The sequence below is a fragment of the Streptomyces sp. NPDC017529 genome (assembly GCF_044329785.1).
GTDB lineage: Bacteria > Actinomycetota > Actinomycetes > Streptomycetales > Streptomycetaceae > Streptomyces.
Window position 1 is genome coordinate 23,970 of sequence record NZ_JBIRJY010000012.1, and the last position, 20,701, is coordinate 44,670.

Below are 20,701 nucleotides of genomic sequence, written 5' to 3' on the forward strand. Positions count from 1 at the left end.
ACGTACGGTCCGATCAGCCGGCCCCGGGAGCCCGCCGCACCGGACCGATCAGCTCGATCTCCGCCAGCGCGGCCCGGTGTGCGGGGGTCAGCCGGTAACGGGCGTAGCTGCCGGGGGATTTCACCTGGAATACCCGGGTTTGCCGGTCCCAGGAGAAGGACTCGCCCGACCTCCGGTCCAGTGCGCGCCAGGTGCCGTCGCTCCCGAGCCCCTCCAGGACCCAGCCGTCGGGGGCGTCGCCCTTCGCCGACGACGTGAGGGTGTACGAGGTCACCCGCGCCGCCGACGTGAGCGTGACCGGGGCCGAGGTGAAGGACGCCGAGGTGTCCGACGTGTCGTCCAGCAGCGGGCCGCCGTCCGGTACGGCCAGGTCGCCGTCGGGCGCGGGCACCCGGTCGTCCCGCGTGATGGACGACGGCGCCGCGTTCTCGCCCGTGCCCCAGGAGGACGGCCGCGGACCCATCGCGAATTCGAGGGTGCCGCCGCGGGCGAGCAGCGCGTGCGGCAACGCGGTGGAATGCCACGGCTTCCCGTTGACCCGCAGCCCTTGCACGTACACATTGCGCGCGCTGTTGCGCGGCGCGCTGACGACGAGATCGCGGCCGTTCTCCAAGTGGACGGTGGCCTTCGTGAACAGCGGCGAGCCGACCGCGTATTCGGGCGACCCCATCACCAGCGGATAGAAGCCGAGCGCGCTGAATACGTACCACGCGGACATCTCGCCGTTGTCCTCGTCACCCGGATAACCCTGGCCGATCTCACTGCCGAGATAGAGGCGCGAGAGGACTTCGCGGACCTTTTCCTGCGTCTTCCACGGCTGCCCCGCGGCGTCGTAGGCGTAGGCGATGTGATGCGACGGCTGGTTGCTGTGCCCGTACATGCCCATCCGGGTGTCCCGGGCCTCGGTCATCTCGTGGATGACGTTGCCGTACGAGCCGGCGAATTCCCTGGCGGCGGTCTCCGGGGTGGCGAAGTAGGCGTCCAGCTTCCTCGCCAGGCCCGCCCGGCCGCCGTAGAGGTTGGCCAGGCCGCGGGTGTCCTGGGGCGCGGTGAAGGCGAAGGACCAGGCATTGGTCTCGGTGTAGTCGTGACCCCAGACGCGCGGGTCGAACCTGCCGGGCGGCAGCCGCCAGTTCCCGGCCGCGTCCTTGCCCTGGAAGAAGCCGACCTTTCCGTCGAAGTGCTTGACGTAGTTGCGGGCGCGGTTGAGGAAGTACGCGGATTCTTCCTTGTAGCGGGGCTTCTTCGTCTTCTCGTACAGCGCCTGTCCCATCCGGGCGATGCCGTAGTCGTTCAGATATCCCTCCAGCGCCCAGGACATGCCTTCCTTGGTGTCCGTGGACGTGTAACCGAGGAAAGGCGAGGTGTTCATGCCCTTACGGCCGACACCGGGGCTGGGCGGGACGGCGGTGGCGTTCTTCACCGCCGCTTCATAGGCCGCCGCGGCATCGAAACGCACGCCTTTCGTATAAGCGTCGGCGAACGCCACGTCCGAGCTGGTGCCGGTCATCAGGTCCGCGTAACCGGGGGAGGACCAGCGGGAGATCCAGCCGCCGTCCTTGTACTGCTGGACGAATCCGTCGGCCATCTTCCCCGCCCGCGCCGGCGTGAGCAGGGAATAGGCGGGCCAGGTGGTGCGGTAGGTGTCCCAGAAACCGTTGTTGACGTAGGCCGCGCCGTCGACGATCTTCGAGCCGGTGCGCGTCGGGGTGTCGGGGCCGGTCCGCGGCGAGAAGGGGCTCGCGTACCGGCTGCGCCCGCCGGCCTGCTCGAAGCCGGAGTTGGGGTAGAGGTAGAGCCGGTAGAGGTTGGAGTAGAGGGTGACGAGGCGGTCCCGGCTCGCGCCCTCGACCTCGACACGGCCGAGGATGCCGTCCCACTGGGCTCGCGCGCGGTCCCTGACCCGTTCGAACGGGATGCCCGCCGGAATTTCGCGTTCCAGATTGGCCCGCGCCTGGTCGACGCCGATCAGGGAGGTGGCGATGCGCAGCGTGACCGTACGGTCGGCACCGGGCCGCAGCTTCAGATAGCCCGTGACGTCCGGGCCACCGCCGCCGCTCAGCTTGCCGCCCGCCGTGACCGGCGCGTCCAGCACGCCGTACACGAACAGCCGGGTGGCGCCGACCGACAGGTTGCTCTTGACGTCCGAGAAACCGGTGACGACACCCCGCTCGGCGTCGAGCGTGAGGCCGCCGTTGTTGTTGACGTTGTCGAAGATCAGGTTCGCGTCGTCGCCGGGGAAGGTGAAGCGCATCAGGGCCGCGTGGTCCGCCGGGGCGATGTCCGCTCTGAGGCCGTTGTCGAAGGTGACGCCGTAGTGGTGCGGCCTGGCGGTCTCGTTGGCGTGCCGGAAGGGCAGCGCGCGGGCGGCGCGTCCGGCGTCCGGGGTGCCGGCGGCGGTGGACGGCATGACCTGGAAGGTCTGCCGGTCGCCCATCCAGGGGCTCGGTTCGTGGCTGGCGGCGAACGCCTGGAGGGTGGGCAGGTTGTCGGCGTTGTTCTTGCGCGCGTACTCGTACAGCCAGTCGGTGGAGCCCGCGTTGGTCACCGGCGTCCAGAAGTTGAAGCCGTTCGGCACGGCGGTGGCCGGGAAGGTGTTGCCGCGGGAGAAGCTGCCGCTGGAGAGGGTGCCGCGGGTGGTCGACACGTAGTCGGAGAGGTGGGCGGGCGCCTGGTCCGGGGCCTCGGAGCCGATGCGCACGTCGTCCACCCAACCGCGGAAGACCGGGGTGGCCTTCGGCGCGGTCGGGGAGTCGTACGCCACCAGGATCCGGTCGACGGTCTTGCCCGCCGCGACCGCGCCGATCCGCGACTGGCGGTGGTTCCACTGGTTGACGTAGAGCGTCTTGGCGGCGGCCTGGCCGCGCGGGGTCAGCGGGGTGCCGTTCTGGTCGGTGGCGCCCAGGTCGCTGAGGTAGGTGCCGTCGGTGAAGGCCAGGTCGAGCGCGACATGGGTCGCGGGGTAGCCCAGATCGGTCGCTGCCATCTCGGGGAAGACCTTGTACGACAGCGAAGTGGTCCGGGTGACGCGCATGTTGACGTCGAAGACCTTGTTGTACGAGTAGCCACGGCCGGCCGCGGTGTGGGTGCCCGCGTACCGCAGTGCCCGCAGCCCGCTGAAGCCGGCGTTCGTCTTGGCGGTGGGGGAGGCGGTGGGGCCGGAGTCGGTACGGCTGCTCATGCCGGTGCCGGGGCCGCTCTCCGGGCCGACGCCGGAGGCCTTGGCGGTGCCGTCGGGGCCGGTCTCGACGGTGTCGTTCCAGGCGGGCGGCGGATCGCCGCTCTCGAAGGAAGAGCTGAACTCCGGTGGAGCCGGTGGTGCCCCGGGCGGGGACGCGACGGCGGGGGCGTGCGCCGTCAGGACGAGCAGGGCCGCGGCCGCCAGCGCGACGGGGCGGGCCGTGGCGGGCAGGAATCCGTGCCGGTGTCTGAGCCGCACGCGTACCTCTCAGGAAGGCGACATTCCCACAGCGCTGACATCGTTGTCAGGTGCGTAATGCAGAGATAAGTAAGGTGCGTGGGGCCTTTGTTGTCAAGGGTGACCCCGCGGACGGCGGCCGGAAGTCCGCGGCCCGGGCGAGGCATACCGGCGAGGTCTCAACTCGGGAAAGATGGCGGCCCGAACTTGCTTACGATCTTGCCGAGTTGACGTTAAGTGGACTATACCTGTCGGCGTCCGAGCGACTGTGCGAACGACGTCGCCGACCCGGGGGGACCTGCGGAGCAGCACGTGAAATCGGCCCCGCACATCTCTAGCGCGCCCGGTGCACATCCCGTACAACTCAGCTTCATCTGACCCGCGGTGCCGGGGTGGCTCCGGTACACCGCCTGAGTCCTGAAGAAGGCGAGGACTTGCGCATGGGATCCACCTCAGATTTCAGCCGACGTGACCTGATCAAGCGGGCCGCGGCCCTGGGGATCGTCACCGTACCGGCCATGGGCGCGCTGTCGGCGTGCGCCGGCAGCGGTGGTGGCGGCGGCGAGAAGGTCGAAAAGGGAAAGAAATCCGCCAAGAACCCGCTGGCGGTCAATGAGACCGCGGCCCTCGACGTCGTCATCTTCGACGGCGGATTCGGTGACAAGTACGCCAGGGACGCCCAGGCCGAATACGTCGCCGCCTTCCCGAAAACCAAGGGCAAGGTCAAACTCTCCTCCACCCAGAAGATCCAGTCCACGCTCCAGCCGCGCTTCAACGGCGGCAATCCTCCGGACCTCGTCGACAACTCCGGCGCGGAACAGATGGACTTCGGCACGCTCGTCAGCAAGAACCAGCTCTCCGACCTCACCCCGCTGCTCGACGCCCCGTCGATCGACGACCCGGACAAGAAGGTGCGCGACACCCTGCGCCCCGGCGTCGTGGAAATGGGCCAGTTCGGCGGCGAGGAAACCTGGATCATGTACTACGCGTACACGGTCTACGGCGTCTGGTATTCCAAGACCAACCTGAAGAAGATCGCCGACGCCGAATACCCGGAAACCTGGGAAGAGATGCTCGCCGTGTGCGAGAAGGCGAAGAAGAAGGGCGTCGCCGGGTGGACGTATCCCGGCAAGTACCCGTACTACCTGCCCTTCAGCCTGTACCCCTTCATAGCCAAGATCGGCGGCGCAGAGGTGCTGCGCAAGATCGACAACCTGGAGCCGAACGCCTGGAAGGACCCGGCGGTCAAGGCGGCCTTCGAGGCGTACTACGAGCTCTACAAGAAGGGCTACGTCCTCAAGGGCTCGCCCGGACTCGACCACCTCCAGTCGCAGAAGGCGTGGGCCGAGGGCAAGGCCCTCTTCATCCCGAACGGCTCGTGGGTGGAGAACGAGTCGGCCAAGCAGATCGAGAAGAACCCCGACTTCCAGCTCTCGGTCGGCGCCCCGTCCAGCCTCTCCGGTTCGGACAAGATGCCGTTCGGCGCCATCTGGGCCTCCGGCGGCGAACCGTACATCGTGCCGAAGCAGGCCAAGAACGCCCCCGGCGGCATGGAAATGCTGCGCATCATGCTCGGCAAGAAGTCCTCGCAGAACTTCATCAAGCAGGTCTCCTCGCTGACCTCGCTCAACGGCGGCACCGAGGGCCTGACCCTGCCCCCGGGCCTGGATTCGGCGCAACAGGCGCTCGAAAAGGCCGGCAAGAACATCGTCAACCCGCGCCTCCAGGACTGGTACGTGGCACTGCAGAAAGAGAAGATCGGTGTCGGCGCGCTGGGCGAGATGATGGCGGGCCGCATGACTCCCGACGAGGCCATCACCAAGATCCAGAAGTACGCGGACGAGACGCGCGAGGACAGCAGCGTCAAGAAGTACAAGCGCTGACCGTGCGTCGGACGCGTCACCAGCGGTGGCGGTCGCGCAAGCCGCGGGGAAAGAACGGGATCGGTAGTCATGCAGCACGGTAAATACCGCTTCATCGCGGGGTTCCTGGTCGTTCCACTGGCGATATACGCGATCTTCGTGATATCGCCGTTCGTGCAGGCGATCTACTACTCCTTCACGGACTGGACCGGCCTGAGCTCGGACATGAAAATGGTCGGGTTCGACAACTACACCCGCCTCTTCAAGGACAGCGTCTTCTGGGCCGCGGTGGGGAACAGTGTGACGCTGTTGCTTCTGCTGCCGGTGGTGACGCTGTCGCTCGGGCTGTTCTTCGCCTTCATGCTCAACGTCGGTGGCCGCCGCAGGAAGAAGGCGGTCATCGGCGGCGTGCGCGGCTCGGGCACGTACAAGATTCTCTACTTCTTCCCGCAGGTGCTGTCGATCCCGATCGTCGCCCTGCTCTTCCAGTTCGCGTACAACCCGGAGAGCGGCGCGCTCAACGCGTTCTTCCAGGCGATCGGGCTGGACAACGTGCAGCCCGACTGGCTGGGGGATCCGCAGCTCGCGCTCTGGTGCATCATGGGCGCGATGATCTGGGCCAATGTCGGCTTCTACGTCGTGCTCTTCTCGGCCGGCATGAGTTCGATACCGAAGGACTTCTACGAAGCCGCGCTGCTGGACGGCGCCAACCGGTTCAACACGTTCTTCAGAATCTCCCTGCCGCTGCTCTGGGACACCGTGCAGACCGGCTGGATCTACATGGGCATTCTGGCCCTGGACGTGTCGGCCTTCGCGTTCGTGCAGATCATGAGTGTCGGGCCCGGCGGGCCCGACTATTCCACCGAGGTCCTGCCGCTGTACGTCTATCAGAAGACCTTCCGCGACGGTCAGGCCGGATACGCCACCGCGATCGGCGTTTCCCTGCTGATAGTGACCCTGATCTTCTCGGCCGTCGTCATGCGGCTGGGCCGGCGCGAGCGACTGGAGTTCTGATGAGCGCGCAGACCAAGACCCCGGTCACGGCGGGCCGGGGCGGCGAGGGCGGCGAGGGGAAGGTCCTGAACGTCTTCTCCCACGGGGTGCTGGTCATCTGGGGCCTGCTGGTGACCATGCCGCTGCTGTGGGCGGTGGTCAGCTCCTTCAAGGACGACGGGGAGATCTTCGGCTCGCCCTGGGGCCTGCCGTCGGCGCTGCACTTCGACAACTGGTCACGCGCCTGGGACAAGGCGAACATGGGCCAGTACTTCTTCAACTCGCTGATCGTCGTGGGCGGTTCGCTGATCGGCACGATGCTGCTGGGTTCGATGGCGGCGTACGTACTGGCCCGCTTCGACTTCCCGGGCAACCGCTTCATCTACTTCCTGTTCGTGGGCGGAATGGGGTTCCCGGTCATCCTGGCGCTGGTCCCGCTGTTCTTCGTCATGAAGAACATGGCCCTGCTGGACACCTACCACGGCCTGATCCTGGTCTACATCGGGTACTCCCTGCCGTTCACCGTCTTCTTCCTCAGCGGGTTCTTCAGAACGCTGCCGACGTCGGTGGCGGAGGCCGCGCTCATTGACGGCGCGTCACACACGCGTACGTTCTTCCAGGTCATGCTGCCGATGGCGAAGCCGGGACTGATCAGCGTCGGCATCTTCAACTTCCTCGGGCAGTGGAACCAGTACCTGCTGCCGACGGTGCTGAACGTCGGCGACCCGGACAAGAAGATGCTGACCCAGGGGCTGGTCGCGCTGGCGGTCAGCCAGGGGTACAAGGGCGACTGGTCCGGCCTGTTCGCGGGCCTGACGATCGCGATGCTGCCGGTGCTCGCCGCGTACATCGTCTTCCAGCGGCAGGTGGTGGCGGGCCTGACGGCGGGCGCCCTGAAGTAGCCGGCGGCCGGACACCGGCACGGCGTACGCCGAACGGCCGAGCGGCCCCCGCCCATCAGCGGGGGCCGCTTCCCGTGCATCGGGCGGACGGCCGGTTTTGGCCACAGGCACCGTGTACCCGGTCGAGGACTTGACGGAACAGGACCCGGGCACGTCAGCTTAGATTCACATGTTGGAGACACGCCGGGTCCCATCGGTGAGGCCCGGCCGGTGGCCGGTCGTCGCGCCGGGCACTACAGGCGGGAGTGGATGAGTCGATGGAGACTCCGGGTTCGCAGTCCTCGCTGCACCGGGCCAACCTTGAGCGGGTCGTACGCGCGGTGCGCATGGCGGGCTCGCTCACCCAGGCGGAGATCGCCCGGACCACGGGCCTGTCGGCGGCCACGGTCTCCAACATCGTGCGGGAACTGAAGGACGCCGGGACCGTCGAGGTCACCCCCACCTCGGCCGGCGGCCGCCGGGCGCGCAGCGTCTCGCTCTCCGGGGACGCCGGCGTCGTCGTGGGCGTCGACTTCGGCCACTCGCACCTGCGGGTCGCGGTCGGCAACCTCGCCCACCATGTGCTCGCCGAGGAAACCGAGCCGATCGACGTGGACGCCTCCGCCGCGGAGGGCTTCGACCGGGCCGAGCGCCTGGTCAACCGGCTGATCGAGGCGACCGGCGTCGGCCCGGGCAAGGTCATCGGCGTCGGCCTCGGCGTCCCGGGCCCCATCGACGTCGAGTCCGGCACGCTCGGCTCGACCGCCATCCTGCCGGGCTGGAGCGGCACGAACCCGAGCGAGGAGCTGGCCGACCGGCTCGGCGTGTGCGTGTACGTCGACAACGACGCCAACCTCGGCGCGCTCGGCGAGCTGGTGTGGGGCAGCGGCCGCGGGGCCGCCGACCTCGCGTACATCAAGGTCGCCAGCGGCGTCGGCGCCGGCCTGGTCATCAACGGCCGGATCTACCGCGGCCCCGGCGGCACGGCGGGCGAGATCGGGCACATCACGCTCGACGAGTCCGGGCCGGTCTGCCGCTGCGGCAACCGCGGCTGCCTGGAGACCTTCACCGCCGCCCGGTACGTGCTCCCGCTGCTCCAGCCCAGCCACGGGCCCGACCTGACCATGGCGAAGGTGGTCCGGCTGGCCGGGGACGGCGACCCCGGCTGCCGCCGGGTGATCGGGGACGTGGGGCGGCACATCGGCAGCGGCGTGGCCAACCTGTGCAACCTGCTCAACCCGAGCCGGGTGGTGCTCGGCGGCGACCTCGCGGAGGCCGGGGAGCTGGTGCTGGGGCCGATAAGGGAGTCGGTGTCGCGGTACGCGATCCCCAGCGCCGCACGGCAGTTGGGCATCGTGCCGGGGACGCTCGGCGGCCGGGCCGAGGTGCTGGGGGCGCTGGCGCTCGTACTGAGCGAGATGGGCGATTCGACGCTGCTGGACGGGGCGCAGCCCGTGGAGGGGACCGTGCAGTCGGGCGGGCGGAAGGCCCCGGGGGTGCCGGCGGGCGCCGGTCCCCGCCTCGGTGACGGCACCGGCGCCTCGGCCATTGCCTGACGTACGTGCCGCACGCTGTGTTCACGCAGCTAACGTATGGCACCGTTGTCATCTCGTTAAGTATTTACTCCTTGACGGTCTGCGAGCGGCCGAGTTGACTTCCAGCCACCTCGGCCGCAACGACGCGGCCTCGTCAGGGAGGTTTCACCGTGAACACGCATCTGCGTCGTGCCGCCGTGGCCGCTGCCGCCGTCTCCATGGCCGCGGGCCTCGCCGCCTGCGGCTCCGCGAAGGAAGCCGGCGGTGACGGGGGCGCCAAGAAGGACGGGAAGGGGCCGCTGACCATCGGCCTCCTGCTGCCCGAGAACCAGACCGCGCGGTACGAGCGGTTCGACAAGCCGCTGATCGAGAAGAAGATCCGCGAGCTGGCGGGCAAGGACACCGAGATCCTCTACGACAACGCCAAGCAGGACCCCTCCGTCCAGCAGCAGCAGGTCGACACGATGATCACCAAGAAGGTCGACGCCCTGATCCTGGACGCGGTGGACGCCAAGTCCATAGCCTCCTCGGTCAAGAAGGCCAACGACAAGGGCATTCCCGTCGTCGCCTACGACCGGCTGGCCGAGGGCCCGATCAAGGCGTACACCTCCGTCGACAACGAGCGCGTCGGCAAGATCCAGGGCGAATCGCTCCTGGAGGCGCTCGGCGACAACGCCGACCAGGGCGAGATCGTCATGATGAACGGGTCGGTCACCGACCCGAACGCCAAGATGTACAAGGACGGCGCGCACTCCGTGCTCGACGGCAAGGTCAAGATCGGCAAGGAGTACGACACCAAGGAGTGGAAGCCGGAGAACGCCAACGAGAACATGAAGGGCGCCATCTCCTCGCTCGGCAAAGACAAGATCATCGGCGTCTACTCCGCCAACGACGGCATGGCCGGCGGCATCATCACCGCCCTCAAGAGCGCCGGCTTCACCAAGCTGCCCCCGGTCACCGGGCAGGACGCCGAACTCTCCGCCGTCCAGCGCATCCTCGTCGGCGAGCAGTTCATGAGCGTCTACAAGCCCTACAAGCCGGAGGCCGACGCCGCCGCTTCGATGGCCGTCGCCCTCGCCCAGGGCAAGAAGCTGGACTCGGTCGCCAAGACCACCGTCGACAGCGCCACCGAGAAGAAGGTGCCGTCCGTCATCGTCACGCCGTTCGCGCTGACCAAGGCCGATATTTCGAAGTATGTCGGCCAAGAGGGCTTCTTCACCAAGGCCGAGATCTGCACCGCCAAGTTCCAGTCCGCCTGCGACCAGGCCGGCCTGAAGTAAGACCTTCCCCACCAGTCCGGGGCCCCGGCCCGCCCGCGGGCCGGGGCCCCGGACGGCACATCCCCCGCCGGTCAGGCGGCGAAGGAGATGATTCACGTGTCCGCTACGCCCGTGCTGGCGTTGCGCGGAATCTCCAAGCGGTTCGGTGCCGTACAAGCGCTCACCGACGTCGAACTGGAGATCCACCCCGGCGAGGTCGTCGCCCTGGTCGGCGACAACGGCGCCGGCAAGTCCACCCTCGTCAAGGCGATCGCCGGCGTCGGCCCCGCCGACGCCGGCGTCATCGAGTGGGAGGGCCGGCCCGTCACCGTCGACCGGCCGCACACCGCCCAGGAACTGGGCATCGCGACCGTCTACCAGGACCTCGCGCTGTGCGACAACCTCGACGTCGTCGGCAACCTCTTCCTCGGCCGTGAGATCACCCGCGCCTCGGTGCTGGACGAGGTCGAGATGGAACGCCGCTCCCGCGAACTGCTCGCCACACTCTCCATCCGCATCCCGAGCGTCCGCATCCCCATCGCGTCGCTCTCCGGAGGCCAGCGGCAGACCGTCGCCATCGCCCGCTCGCTGCTCGGCGACCCCAAGGTCGTCATCCTCGACGAGCCCACCGCGGCCCTCGGCGTCGAACAGACCGCCCAGGTCCTCGACCTCGTCGAGCGGCTGCGGGAACGCGGCCTCGGCACCATCCTCATCAGCCACAACATGGCCGACGTCAAAGCCGTCGCCGACCGGGTCGCGGTCCTGCGCCTGGGCCGCAACAACGGCACCTTCGACGTCCGCACCACCAGCCAGGAAGAGATCATCTCCGCCATCACCGGAGCCACGGACAACGCCGTGACCCGGCGCAAGGCCCGCACCGCGGAGGACCGGACGTGACCACCAACCTCTCCAAGACCGGCGACGACCCGGCCGGCGCGGCCCCCGCGGCCGGCGCCGTCACCGCCGTCGACCCGCGCCTGCTCGTACGCCAGCAGGGCTTCAAGGGCTACCTCGACGAATTCCGCCGCAAGACCCGCAGCGGAGAACTGGGCTCCCTCCCCGTCGTCGTCGGCCTCATCGTCATCGGCATCGTCTTCCAGCTCCAGGACGCGGCCTTCCTCGGCGCCGAGAACCTCTCGAACCTCTTCGTGACGGCCGCCGGCACCGGACTGATCGCCGTCGGCATCGTCTTCGTCCTCATCCTCGGCGAGATCGACCTGTCCGTCGGCTCGGTCAGCGGCCTGGCCGCCGCGGTCTTCGCCGTCCTCAACATCAACAACGGCCTGCCGGAATGGCTCGCCCTGGTCCTCGCCGTCCTCACCGGCACCGTGACCGGTGCCCTGCACGGCTTCTTCTTCGCCCGCGTCGGCGTCCCCGCCTTCGTCGTCACCCTCGCGGGACTGCTCGGCTGGAACGGCCTGATGCTGCAGGTCCTCGGGTCGAACGGCACCATCAACCTCGACGACAGCGGGCTCGTCGCCCAGCTGACCAACTACTACTTCAGCGACATCGCCGCCGCGTACGGGCTGGCCACCGTCGCCGTCCTCGCCTTCCTCGGCCTCTCCCTGCTCGACTCGCGCCGCCGCGAGGCCGCGGGCGTGCCCAGCCGGCCGCTGAGCGAGGTACTCCTGCGTACGGCCGTGCTGGCCGTCCCCGCCTACCTGGTGGCCTGGCTGCTCAACCAGTACAAGGGCCTGCCGCTCGCGGTGGTCATCTTCCTCGGCGTCGTCGTCGCCCTCGACTTCGTACTGCGGCGCACCTCGTACGGCCGCCGGGTCTTCGCCCTGGGCGGCAGTGTCGAGGCGGCGCGGCGCGCGGGCATCAACGTCCCGTTCATCCGCATCTCCGTCTTCTCCCTCGCCGGCACGATGGCCGCCGTCGGCGGCATGTTCCTGGCCTCCCAGATCAACGCCGCCAACCAGTCCTCCGGCGCCGGCAGCCTCCTCATGAACGCGATCGCCGCGGCCGTCATCGGCGGTACGAGCCTGTTCGGCGGGCGCGGCAAGACGTGGTCCGCGCTCCTGGGCGTTCTCGTTATCCAGTCCATCGCCTCCGGGATGGCCCTTCTGGGCATCGCCTCGGCGGTCCAGTTCATGATCACGGGGGCTGTGCTGCTGGCGGCGGTCGTCATCGACTCCGTGTCGCGGCGTACGCAGAAGACGGCGGGACGGGCGTAGCGCGCTGCGCGCGGGGGTTTGGGCTCGCGCTGAGCGCGAGGTGTTCGCGCTGCCGTGGGTGAGGGGAGAAAAAGATCACCAGTAGCGCCGCAACCAGGTGGTTGCGGCGCTCGTCGTTGCGTCTGGGGCCGGAGGACGGGGCGCGGGCCGGTGCCTGGTGCGGACGGCCATCCGCGTGACATACATCGCAAGGCCCGTTCTCCGCCGCCGCAGGCGGAACATTAGACTCGGCAGATCGGCAAGCTCGACCAGCCAGAGCCAGCTACAACCTAGCGAATCTGTACATATCGCTCGAACCAGCTCGACAGCAAGGAGGCACGGGTGGCGCTGCTGACCCGTATCAAGGGACCGCGCGATCTGGACCGACTGGGCCCGGAGCAGCTGGAGCAGCTGGCGGGGGAGATCCGTACGTTCCTCGTCGACGCCGTCTCCAAGACCGGTGGGCACCTCGGCCCCAACCTCGGCGTGGTCGAGCTGACCATCGCCCTGCACCGGGTCTTCGAATCGCCGAAGGACAAGGTGCTGTGGGACACGGGACACCAGTCCTACGTCCACAAGCTGCTCACCGGGCGCCAGGACTTCTCGAAGCTGAAGATGAAGGGCGGCCTGTCCGGCTACCCCTCGCAGGCCGAGTCCGAGCACGACGTGATCGAGAACAGCCACGCCTCCACGGTCCTGGGCTGGGCCGACGGCCTGGCCAAGGCCAACGAAGTGCTGCGCAGGAACCAGCACGTCGTCGCCGTCATCGGGGACGGCGCGCTGACCGGCGGCATGGCCTGGGAGGCGCTGAACAACATCGCGGCCGCCAAGGACCGCCCCCTCGTCATCGTCGTCAACGACAACGAGCGCTCGTACGCGCCGACCATCGGCGGGCTGGCGAACCACCTGGCCACCCTGCGCACGACGGACGGCTACGAGCGCTTCCTGGCGCGCGGCAAGGACCTGCTGGAGCGCACCCCGGTCGTCGGCAGGCCGCTGTACGAGACGCTGCACGGCGCGAAGAAGGGGCTGAAGGACTTCATCGCGCCGCAGGGCATGTTCGAGGACCTGGGGCTCAAGTACGTCGGGCCGATCGACGGGCACGACATCGTGGCCCTGGAGTCCGCGCTGCAGCGCGCGAAGCGCTTCGGCGGCCCGGTCATCGTGCACTGCCTGACCGAGAAGGGCCGCGGCTACCAGCCGGCGCTTCAGGACGAGGCGGACCGCTTCCACGCCGTCGGCAAGATCCACCCCGACACGGGCCTGCCGATCGCCTCCTCCGGCGCCGACTGGACGTCCGTCTTCGCCGACGAGATGGTCAAGCTGGGCCACGAGCGTGCGGACGTCGTCGCGATCACGGCCGCGATGCTGCAGCCGGTCGGCCTGGACAAGTTCGCCAAGGCCTTCCCCGACCGGGTGTACGACGTCGGCATCGCCGAGCAGCACGGCGCCGTCTCCGCGGCGGGCCTGGCCACCGGCGGCCTGCACCCGGTCTTCGCCGTGTACGCCACGTTCCTCAACCGCGCCTTCGACCAGGTCCTGATGGACGTCGCGCTGCACAAGTGCGGCGTCACCTTCGTCCTGGACCGGGCGGGCGTCACCGGCACCGACGGCGCTTCGCACAACGGCATGTGGGACATGTCGATCCTCCAGGTCGTACCGGGCCTGCGGATCGCGGCCCCGCGCGACGCCGACCAGGTCCGCGCCCAGCTGCGCGAGGCCGTCGCGGTGGACGACGCGCCGACCGTCGTGCGCTACTCGAAGGGCGCGGTCGGCCCGGCGGTCGAGGCCGTCGGCAAGGTCGGCGGCATGGACGTGCTGCGCGCGCCCGCCGAGGGTGTCGAGCGGCCCGACGTGCTGCTGGTGTCGGTGGGCGCGCTGGCACCGATGTGCCTGGAGATCGCCGACCTGCTCGACAAGCAGGGCATCTCGACGACGGTCGTGGACCCGCGCTGGGTCAAGCCCGTCGACGCGGCGCTGCCGGGGCTCGCCGACGCGCACCGTGTCGTGGTGACCGTCGAGGACAACAGCCGTTCGGGCGGTGTCGGCTCCGCCGTCGCGCAGGCGCTGCGCGACGCGGGTGTGGACGTCCCGCTGCGTGACTTCGGCATTCCGGAGCGCTTCCTCGACCACGCCTCCCGCAAGGAGATCCTGGCCGAGATCGGGCTGACGGCCCCGGACATCGCCCGGCAGGTGACCGGTCTCGTCTCCAAGATCGACGGCCGGTACGAGGACGCGGACCGGTCCGTCGACGCCGCGCGGGCCGAGGCCACGCGGGACTGACGGGAAGGCGGGGCGGAAGCCGGTACGGGCCGGCACGGCGTGACCGTGCCGGCCCGCCGCCTGCGCACCGGTTGTTCAACGGACGCGTAAAGACCGCCCAAGGCCGCATAAATCCGACGCGCAACAACCGCACAAACACCGCTGAACGGTCATACGATGGGCTGACGGGCCACCCGAACGGGTGCAACCACCGGCCCTTCGGCATATCCACCCGTCCGCACCATCGGGTGAATCCCCGCCGCACGCAGGCCCGCCGCACCGTACTCGTCCCGACCATTGCGCAGACTCGGGCAGTTCAGGAGTCGTGACGGTCGTCCAGGCGGAGGTTGGCCCATGAGCAGCACACAGCGGGGCGCGGAGCACGGACCGGGCGGGGCGGGGAGCGGCCGGGCCCGCGGGAACGGCATGTTCCGGACCAAGACCGTCGAGGAGTCGATCCGGGACACCGAGGAACCGGAGCACGCGCTCAAGAAGTCCCTCTCCGCCCTCGACCTGACCGTCTTCGGCGTCGGCGTCGTCATCGGGACCGGCATCTTCGTCCTCACCGGCAAGATCGCCAAGGAGACGGCGGGCCCCGCGGTCGCCCTCTCCTTCGCCGCCGCGGGCCTGGTCTGCGCGCTGGCCGCGCTCTGTTACGCGGAGTTCGCCTCGACCGTGCCGGTGGCCGGCTCGGCATACACCTTCTCGTACGCCTCCCTGGGCGAGCTGCCCGCCTGGATCATCGGCTGGGACCTCGTACTGGAACTCGCGCTGGGCTGCGCGGTGGTCGCCGTCGGCTGGTCCGGCTACGTCCGCTCGCTGCTGGACACCGCCGGGGTCCACCTGCCGCAGGGGCTCTCCGGTACGCACGAGGGCACCTTCGGCTTCGACCTGCTCGCCTGTGTCCTCGTGCTGGTCCTGACCGTGATCCTCGTCGCCGGCATGAAACTGTCGTCCCGCGTGACCTCGGTGATCGTCGGTATCAAGGTCACCGTGGTGCTCCTCGTCATCATCGCGGGCGCCTTCTTCGTCACCGGCGCCAACTACGAGCCCTTCGTCCCGCCCAGCCGGGCCACCGAGGGGGGCGACGGCCTCGCCGCGCCGCTGTCCCAGATCGTCTTCGGCTTCACCCCCGCCGACTTCGGCGTGATGGGCATCTTCGCGGCCGCCGCCGTGGTCTTCTTCGCCTTCATCGGCTTCGACATCGTCGCCACCGCGGCGGAGGAGACCCGCCTGCCGCAGCGCGACGTGCCACGCGGCATCCTCGGCTCGCTGGCCATCTGCACGGTGCTGTACGTCGCCGTCTCGATCGTCGTCACCGGCATGCAGAAGTACAGCGAACTGTCCACGGACGCCCCGCTCGCCGACGCGTTCAAGTCCGTCGGGCACCCCTTCTGGGCAGGGCTGATCAGCTTCGGCGCCGCCGTCGGTCTGACGTCGGTCTGCATGATCCTGCTGCTCGGCCAGAGCCGGGTCTTCTTCGCGATGAGCCGCGACGGCCTGCTGCCGAAGGTGTTCTCGCAGGTCCACCCGCGCTTCGGCACCCCGTACCGCTCGACCGTCGCACTCGGCGTCGTGGTCGCGGTCGTCGCCGGCTTCACCTCGATCGACGAGCTCGCCGAGCTGGTCAACATCGGCACCCTGTTCGCGTTCGTCGTGGTCGCCCTCGGCGTGGTCATCCTGCGCCGTTCCCGCCCCGATCTGCCCCGCTCCTTCCGTACGCCGCTGGTGCCGTTCGTCCCCGCCCTGTCGGTGCTCGCCTCGCTGTGGCTGATGCTCAACCTGCCCGCGGAGACCTGGCTGCGCTTCGGCGTCTGGATGCTCATCGGCTTCGTCGTGTACTTCGCCTACGGGCGCTCGCACAGCCGCATGAACCGGCCCGGCAGGGGAACGGCCCCCTCCGGCCCCGCAGACCCCGGCCAGGGTCCCTGACCCGGCCGGGAACGCCGCGGCCCCGTACGCGCCTCCCCGACGGCGTACGGGGCCGCCGGCGTGCACCGCCGCCGCGCGGAATTCGCTGACGCCCGCCCCGGAGACGGCTTACTCTGCCCGGATGCCCGCAACCCCGGCTCCGCCGAACGCCCCCGCCTCCGTACGCCGCTCCGCCCGCGTCCTGCTGCTCGACACCGACGACCGCCTACTGCTCTTCCGCAGCCTCCTGGACCCCGACCGGCCTGACGCCGGGTACTACTGGGTCACGCCCGGCGGCGGCGTGCGTGAGGGGGAGTCACTGCCCGCCGCGGCAGCGCGGGAGCTGGCCGAGGAGACGGGCCTGCGGGTGGCCCCCGGCGCGCTGGGGCGGCTGGTCGCCCATACCTCCGGGTACGCGGAGCTGACCTGGGCGAGCGGCGTGTTCGAGGACGTGTTCTTCCTGCACCGCGTCGTCCGGCACACGGTCGACACCAGCGGCTTCGAGGCACACGAGCGCGCCGCGACGGCGGGGCACCGCTGGTGGACGGCGGACGACCTGGCGGCCACCGCGGAGCCCGTCTTCCCGTACGGGCTGCCGCCGCTGCTCGCGGACCTGCGCGACGGCCGGACACCGTCCGCACCCGTGCGACTGCCCTGGCACCACTGAGAACAGCGGTACCAGGGCAGCCGGTGAAACGGTCGTCCTGCCTTACGCGGGCACGCTCGCGACGCCCGGGGCGAGGAACTTCTTGCCGTTGACGCGCTCCGAGACACCCTCGCGGTCCAGGTACGGCGTGATGCCACCCAGGTGGAAGGGCCAGCCCGCGCCGGTGATCAGGCACAGGTCGATGTCCTGCGCCTCGGCGACGACACCCTCGTCCAGCATCAGGCCGATCTCCTGCGCGACGGCGTCCAGGACGCGGTCGCGGACCTGCTCCTCGGTCAGCACCGAGTCGCCCTGCTTGAGCAGCGCCTTGACCTCCGGGTCCAGCTCCGGCTTGCCGGAGTCGTACACGTAGAAGCCGCGCTTGCCGGCCTTGACCACGGCGGCCAGGTTCGGCGAGACGGTGAAGCGCTCCGGGAAGGCGCCGTGCAGCGTCTCGGAGACGTGCAGGCCGATCGCCGGGCCGACCAGCTCCAGCAGCACCAGCGGCGACATCGGCAGACCGAGCGGCTCGACGGCCTTCTCGGCGACCTCGACGGAGGTGCCCTCGTCGATGACGTTCTGGATCTCGCCCATGAAGCGGGTCAGGATGCGGTTGACCACGAACGCCGGGGCGTCCTTGACCAGCACGGCCGTCTTCTTCAGCGACTTGGCGACGGAGAAGGCGGTGGCCAGCGACGCGTCGTCGGTCTGCTCCGCGCGCACGATCTCCAGCAGCGGCAGGATCGCGACCGGGTTGAAGAAGTGGAAGCCCACGACCCGCTCGGGGTGCTTGAGCTTGGACGCCATCTCGGTGACCGACAGCGAGGAGGTGTTGGTGGCGAGGACGGCGTGCTCCGGCACGACCGCCTCGACCTCGGCGAACACCTGCTGCTTGACGCCCATCTCCTCGAAGACGGCCTCGATGACGAAGTCCGCGTCGCCGAAGGCGGCGGCCTTGTCGAGGTGGCCGCTGACCAGGCCCTTGAGGCGATTGGCCTGGTCCTGGTTGACGCGGCCCTTCAGGAGCAGCTTGTCGATCTCGCCGTGGACGTACTCCACGCCCTTGTCGATACGGGCCTGGTCGATGTCGGTCAGCACGACCGGCACCTCCAGACGGCGCGCGAACAGCAGCGCCAACTGCGAGGCCATCAGGCCCGCGCCGACCACGCCCACCTTGGTCACCGGGCGCGCGAGCGACTTGTCCGGCGCGCCGGCGGGACGCTTGGCGCGCTTCTGCACCAGGTTGAACGAGTAGATGCCGCTGCGCAGCTCGCCGCCCATGATCAGGTCCGCGAGGGCCTGGTCCTCGGAGTCGAAGCCCTGGCGCAGGTCGCCGTTCTTGGCGGCCGCGATGATGTCCAGCGCGCGGTACGCGGCCGGGGCGGCACCGTGCACCTTGCCGTCCGCGATCGCCTTGCCGCGCTGCACGGCCTGGTCCCACGCCTCGCCGCGGTCCACGTCGGCCCGTACGACCTCGGTGTCGCCCTTGAGGACCGAGGCGGTCCACAGCAGCGACTGCTCCAGGAAGTCGGCGCCCTCGAAGATCGCGTCGGCGATGCCGAGGTCGAAGACCTGCTGGCCCTTGAGCTGCTTGTTCTGGTTGAGCGAGTTCTCGATGATCACCGAGACCGCGCGGTCGGCGCCGATCAGGTTCGGCAGCAGCACACAGCCGCCCCAGCCCGGCACCAGGCCGAGGAAGACCTCGGGCAGCGAGAAGGCGGGCAGCGCCTTGGAGACGGTGCGGTACGTGCAGTGCAGACCGACCTCGACGCCGCCGCCCATCGCGGCACCGTTGTAGTACGCGAAGGTCGGCACGGCCAGCCCCGACAGCCGCTTGAAGACGTCGTGGCCGCCCTTGCCGATGGCCAGCGCGTCCTCGTGCCGCTTGAGCAGCTCGACGCCCTTGAGGTCGGCGCCGACCGCGAAGATGAACGGCTTGCCGGTGACGCCGACGCCGGTGATCTTGCCGTCCTCGGCCTCCGCCTCGACCTGGTCGATCGCCGCGTCCAGGTTCGCCAGCGACTGCGGGCCGAAGGTGGTCGGCTTGGTGTGGTCCAGGCCGTTGTCCAGCGTGATCAGCGCGAAGGTGCCGGCGCCCGGCAGCTCCAGGTGCCGCACGTGCGCCTGCGTGACGACCTCGTCCGGGAACAGCTCGGCCGCGCCCTTCAGCAGTTCGGTAGTGGTGCTCACTTGCCTGCTCCCTCGAAGTGCGGGTTCTCCCAGATGACCGTGCCGCCCATGCCGAAGCCGACGCACATGGTGGTGATGCCGTAGCGGACGTGCGGCTGCTCCTCGAACTGCCGCGCCAGCTGCGTCATCAGGCGCACACCGGAGGACGCGAGCGGGTGACCGAAGGCGATCGCGCCGCCGTACTGGTTGACCCGCGGGTCGTCGTCCGCGATGCCGTAGTGGTCCAGCAGCGACAGCACCTGGACGGCGAAGGCCTCGTTGATCTCGAACAGGCCGATGTCGTCGATGGACAGCCCGGCCTTGGCCAGCGCCTTCTCCGTCGCCGGAACCGGCCCGATGCCCATGACCTCGGGCTCGACGCCCGCGAAGGCGTAGTCCACCAGGCGCATCTTGACCGGCAGGCCCAGCTCGCGGGCCACGTCCTCGGCGGCGATCAGCGAGGCGGTGGCACCGTCGTTCAGGCCCGCCGCGTTGCCGGCCGTGACGCGGCCGTGCGGGCGGAAGGGCGTCTTGAGGCCCGCGAGGTTTTCGAGGGTCGTACCCGGGCGCATCGGCTCGTCGGCGGTCGCCAGGCCCCAGCCGGTCTCGCCGGCCTCCGCGTTGGTGCGGCGCACCGAGATCGGCACCAGGTCGGCCTGGATCTTGCCGTCGGCGTACGCCTTGGCGGCCTTCTCCTGGCTGCGCACCGCGTACTCGTCGGCGCGCCGCTTGGTGAGGTGGGGGAGGCGGTCGTGGAGGTTCTCCGCCGTCATGCCCATGAAGAGGGCCGACTGGTCGACCAGCTTCTCGCTGACGAACCGGGGGTTGGGGTCGACGCCCTCGCCCATGGGGTGCCGCCCCATGTGCTCGACGCCGCCGGCCACCGCGATGTCGTACGCACCGAAGGAGACGCCGCCGGCGATGCTCGTCACGGCGGTCATGGCGCCGGCGCACATCCGGTCCACGGAGAAGCCGGGCACGGACTGCGGAAGGCCGGCGAGGATGCCGGCGGTACGGCCCAGGGTCAGGCCCTGGTCGCCGATCTGCGTCGTGGCGGCGAGGGCGACCTCGTCGATACGGGCCGGGTCGAGGTCCGGGTTGCGGCGCAGCAGCTCCCGGATGCACTTGACGACGAGGTCGTCGGCGCGAGTCTCGTGGTAAATGCCCTTCGGGCCCGCCTTGCCGAACGGGGTGCGGACGCCGTCGACGAAGACGACGTCCCTAGCGGTACGAGGCACGTTGGCTCTCCTCCAGGTGCGGGATGGCACTGCTGCGGGCGCGCCCAAGGGGCGCGTCACACCCTCATGCTACTTGCGGGTAACCAGGCTGCACAGTCCCTGTGGGGGGAGCGGCGAACGTCACATGCCGAGTGCGGATCGCGCTGGCGCGCGGTTTCGCGCTGACGCGCGTTTGCGCGTTTGGGCCGGTGGGGGGCGGGGCCGGGGCCCCGCAGGGGTCTCTCTCCCCCAGCCTCCGGCCGGGGGACCCCCACACCGCACTCGCGAGGTCCATGTCTTGAACGCTGAACCTGGCAGGAGCGAGCTGTCGGCTGCGGGGAGCCCCCTGCGCGGCCCCGACCCCCAACGAAACCAGCGCACCCCCGCGCGGC

Annotated in this window: 13 protein-coding genes; 10 read left to right on the forward strand and 3 right to left on the reverse strand. The window is 69.6% G+C overall.

The annotated features are described in order from the left end of the window. Window positions 1–13 precede the first annotated feature (13 nt). Window positions 14–3,439, reverse strand: a complete 3,426-nt coding sequence (locus ACH4K4_RS26800) for a GH92 family glycosyl hydrolase (protein WP_398170688.1) — start codon at window positions 3,437–3,439, stop codon at window positions 14–16. A 419-nt stretch (window positions 3,440–3,858) separates the two neighbouring features. Here ACH4K4_RS26800 and ngcE point away from each other — a divergent pair, with 419 nt between their 5' ends. From ngcE to ACH4K4_RS26850, 10 genes are all read left to right on the forward strand, one after another. Further along, the gene (gene ngcE, locus ACH4K4_RS26805) at window positions 3,859–5,301 is read left to right on the forward strand and encodes an N-acetylglucosamine/diacetylchitobiose ABC transporter substrate-binding protein (RefSeq protein ID WP_398170689.1); all 1,443 of its coding nucleotides are present in this window, start codon (window positions 3,859–3,861) and stop codon (window positions 5,299–5,301) included. Between the two features lie 69 nt (window positions 5,302–5,370). Continuing rightward, on the forward strand, window positions 5,371–6,294 hold the full coding sequence (locus tag ACH4K4_RS26810; protein ID WP_398170690.1) for a carbohydrate ABC transporter permease: 924 nt from the start codon (window positions 5,371–5,373) through the stop codon (window positions 6,292–6,294). Then, window positions 6,294–7,175, forward strand: coding sequence for a carbohydrate ABC transporter permease (locus tag ACH4K4_RS26815; RefSeq protein ID WP_398170692.1), 882 nt, complete (start codon window positions 6,294–6,296; stop codon window positions 7,173–7,175). Before ACH4K4_RS26810 ends, ACH4K4_RS26815 begins: the two co-directional genes overlap by 1 nt. A gap of 257 nt (window positions 7,176–7,432) precedes the next feature. Further along, the gene (locus tag ACH4K4_RS26820; RefSeq protein WP_398170694.1) at window positions 7,433–8,710 is read left to right on the forward strand and encodes an ROK family protein; all 1,278 of its coding nucleotides are present in this window, start codon (window positions 7,433–7,435) and stop codon (window positions 8,708–8,710) included. Window positions 8,711–8,859: 149 nt separating this feature from the next. Further along, on the forward strand, window positions 8,860–9,969 hold the full coding sequence (locus tag ACH4K4_RS26825) for a substrate-binding domain-containing protein (RefSeq protein WP_398170696.1): 1,110 nt from the start codon (window positions 8,860–8,862) through the stop codon (window positions 9,967–9,969). Window positions 9,970–10,056: 87 nt separating this feature from the next. Beyond that, window positions 10,057–10,845 (forward strand): ATP-binding cassette domain-containing protein, encoded by a 789-nt coding sequence (locus ACH4K4_RS26830; protein ID WP_398170698.1) that lies wholly within the window; start codon window positions 10,057–10,059, stop codon window positions 10,843–10,845. Continuing rightward, window positions 10,842–12,125 (forward strand): sugar ABC transporter permease, encoded by a 1,284-nt coding sequence (locus ACH4K4_RS26835; RefSeq protein WP_398170699.1) that lies wholly within the window; start codon window positions 10,842–10,844, stop codon window positions 12,123–12,125. Before ACH4K4_RS26830 ends, ACH4K4_RS26835 begins: the two co-directional genes overlap by 4 nt. Window positions 12,126–12,446: 321 nt before the next feature. Then, window positions 12,447–14,387 carry a 1-deoxy-D-xylulose-5-phosphate synthase gene (dxs, locus tag ACH4K4_RS26840; protein WP_398170700.1) on the forward strand — a complete coding sequence of 647 codons (1,941 nt, stop codon included), beginning with the start codon at window positions 12,447–12,449 and terminating at the stop codon, window positions 14,385–14,387. Window positions 14,388–14,792: 405 nt separating this feature from the next. Then, entirely contained in the window at window positions 14,793–16,298 is a 1,506-nt protein-coding gene (locus tag ACH4K4_RS26845; protein WP_398171035.1) for an amino acid permease, read from the forward strand. A 121-nt stretch (window positions 16,299–16,419) separates the two neighbouring features. Next, window positions 16,420–16,944, forward strand: a complete 525-nt coding sequence (locus ACH4K4_RS26850) for an NUDIX domain-containing protein (protein WP_398170701.1) — start codon at window positions 16,420–16,422, stop codon at window positions 16,942–16,944. Window positions 16,945–16,986: 42 nt separating this feature from the next. Here the strand turns inward: ACH4K4_RS26850 and ACH4K4_RS26855 are convergent, their stop codons facing one another. Further along, window positions 16,987–19,113, reverse strand: coding sequence for a 3-hydroxyacyl-CoA dehydrogenase NAD-binding domain-containing protein (locus ACH4K4_RS26855; protein WP_398170702.1), 2,127 nt, complete (start codon window positions 19,111–19,113; stop codon window positions 16,987–16,989). Further along, window positions 19,110–20,330, reverse strand: coding sequence for a thiolase family protein (locus ACH4K4_RS26860; RefSeq protein ID WP_398170704.1), 1,221 nt, complete (start codon window positions 20,328–20,330; stop codon window positions 19,110–19,112). Before ACH4K4_RS26860 ends, ACH4K4_RS26855 begins: the two co-directional genes overlap by 4 nt. Window positions 20,331–20,701: the final 371 nt, after the last annotated feature.

Excerpts from the sequence above, each read along its gene's own strand:
- ngcE (WP_398170689.1), top strand. The coding sequence starts at position 3,859 with ATGGGATCCACCTCAGATTTCAGCCGACGTGACCTGATCAAGCGGGCC.
- ACH4K4_RS26810 (WP_398170690.1), top strand. The coding sequence starts at position 5,371 with ATGCAGCACGGTAAATACCGCTTCATCGCGGGGTTCCTGGTCGTTCCA.
- ACH4K4_RS26815 (WP_398170692.1), top strand. The coding sequence starts at position 6,294 with ATGAGCGCGCAGACCAAGACCCCGGTCACGGCGGGCCGGGGCGGCGAG.
- ACH4K4_RS26820 (WP_398170694.1), top strand. The coding sequence starts at position 7,433 with ATGGAGACTCCGGGTTCGCAGTCCTCGCTGCACCGGGCCAACCTTGAG.
- ACH4K4_RS26830 (WP_398170698.1), top strand. The coding sequence starts at position 10,057 with ATGATTCACGTGTCCGCTACGCCCGTGCTGGCGTTGCGCGGAATCTCC.
- ACH4K4_RS26845 (WP_398171035.1), top strand. The coding sequence starts at position 14,793 with ATGTTCCGGACCAAGACCGTCGAGGAGTCGATCCGGGACACCGAGGAA.
- ACH4K4_RS26850 (WP_398170701.1), top strand. The coding sequence starts at position 16,420 with ATGCCCGCAACCCCGGCTCCGCCGAACGCCCCCGCCTCCGTACGCCGC.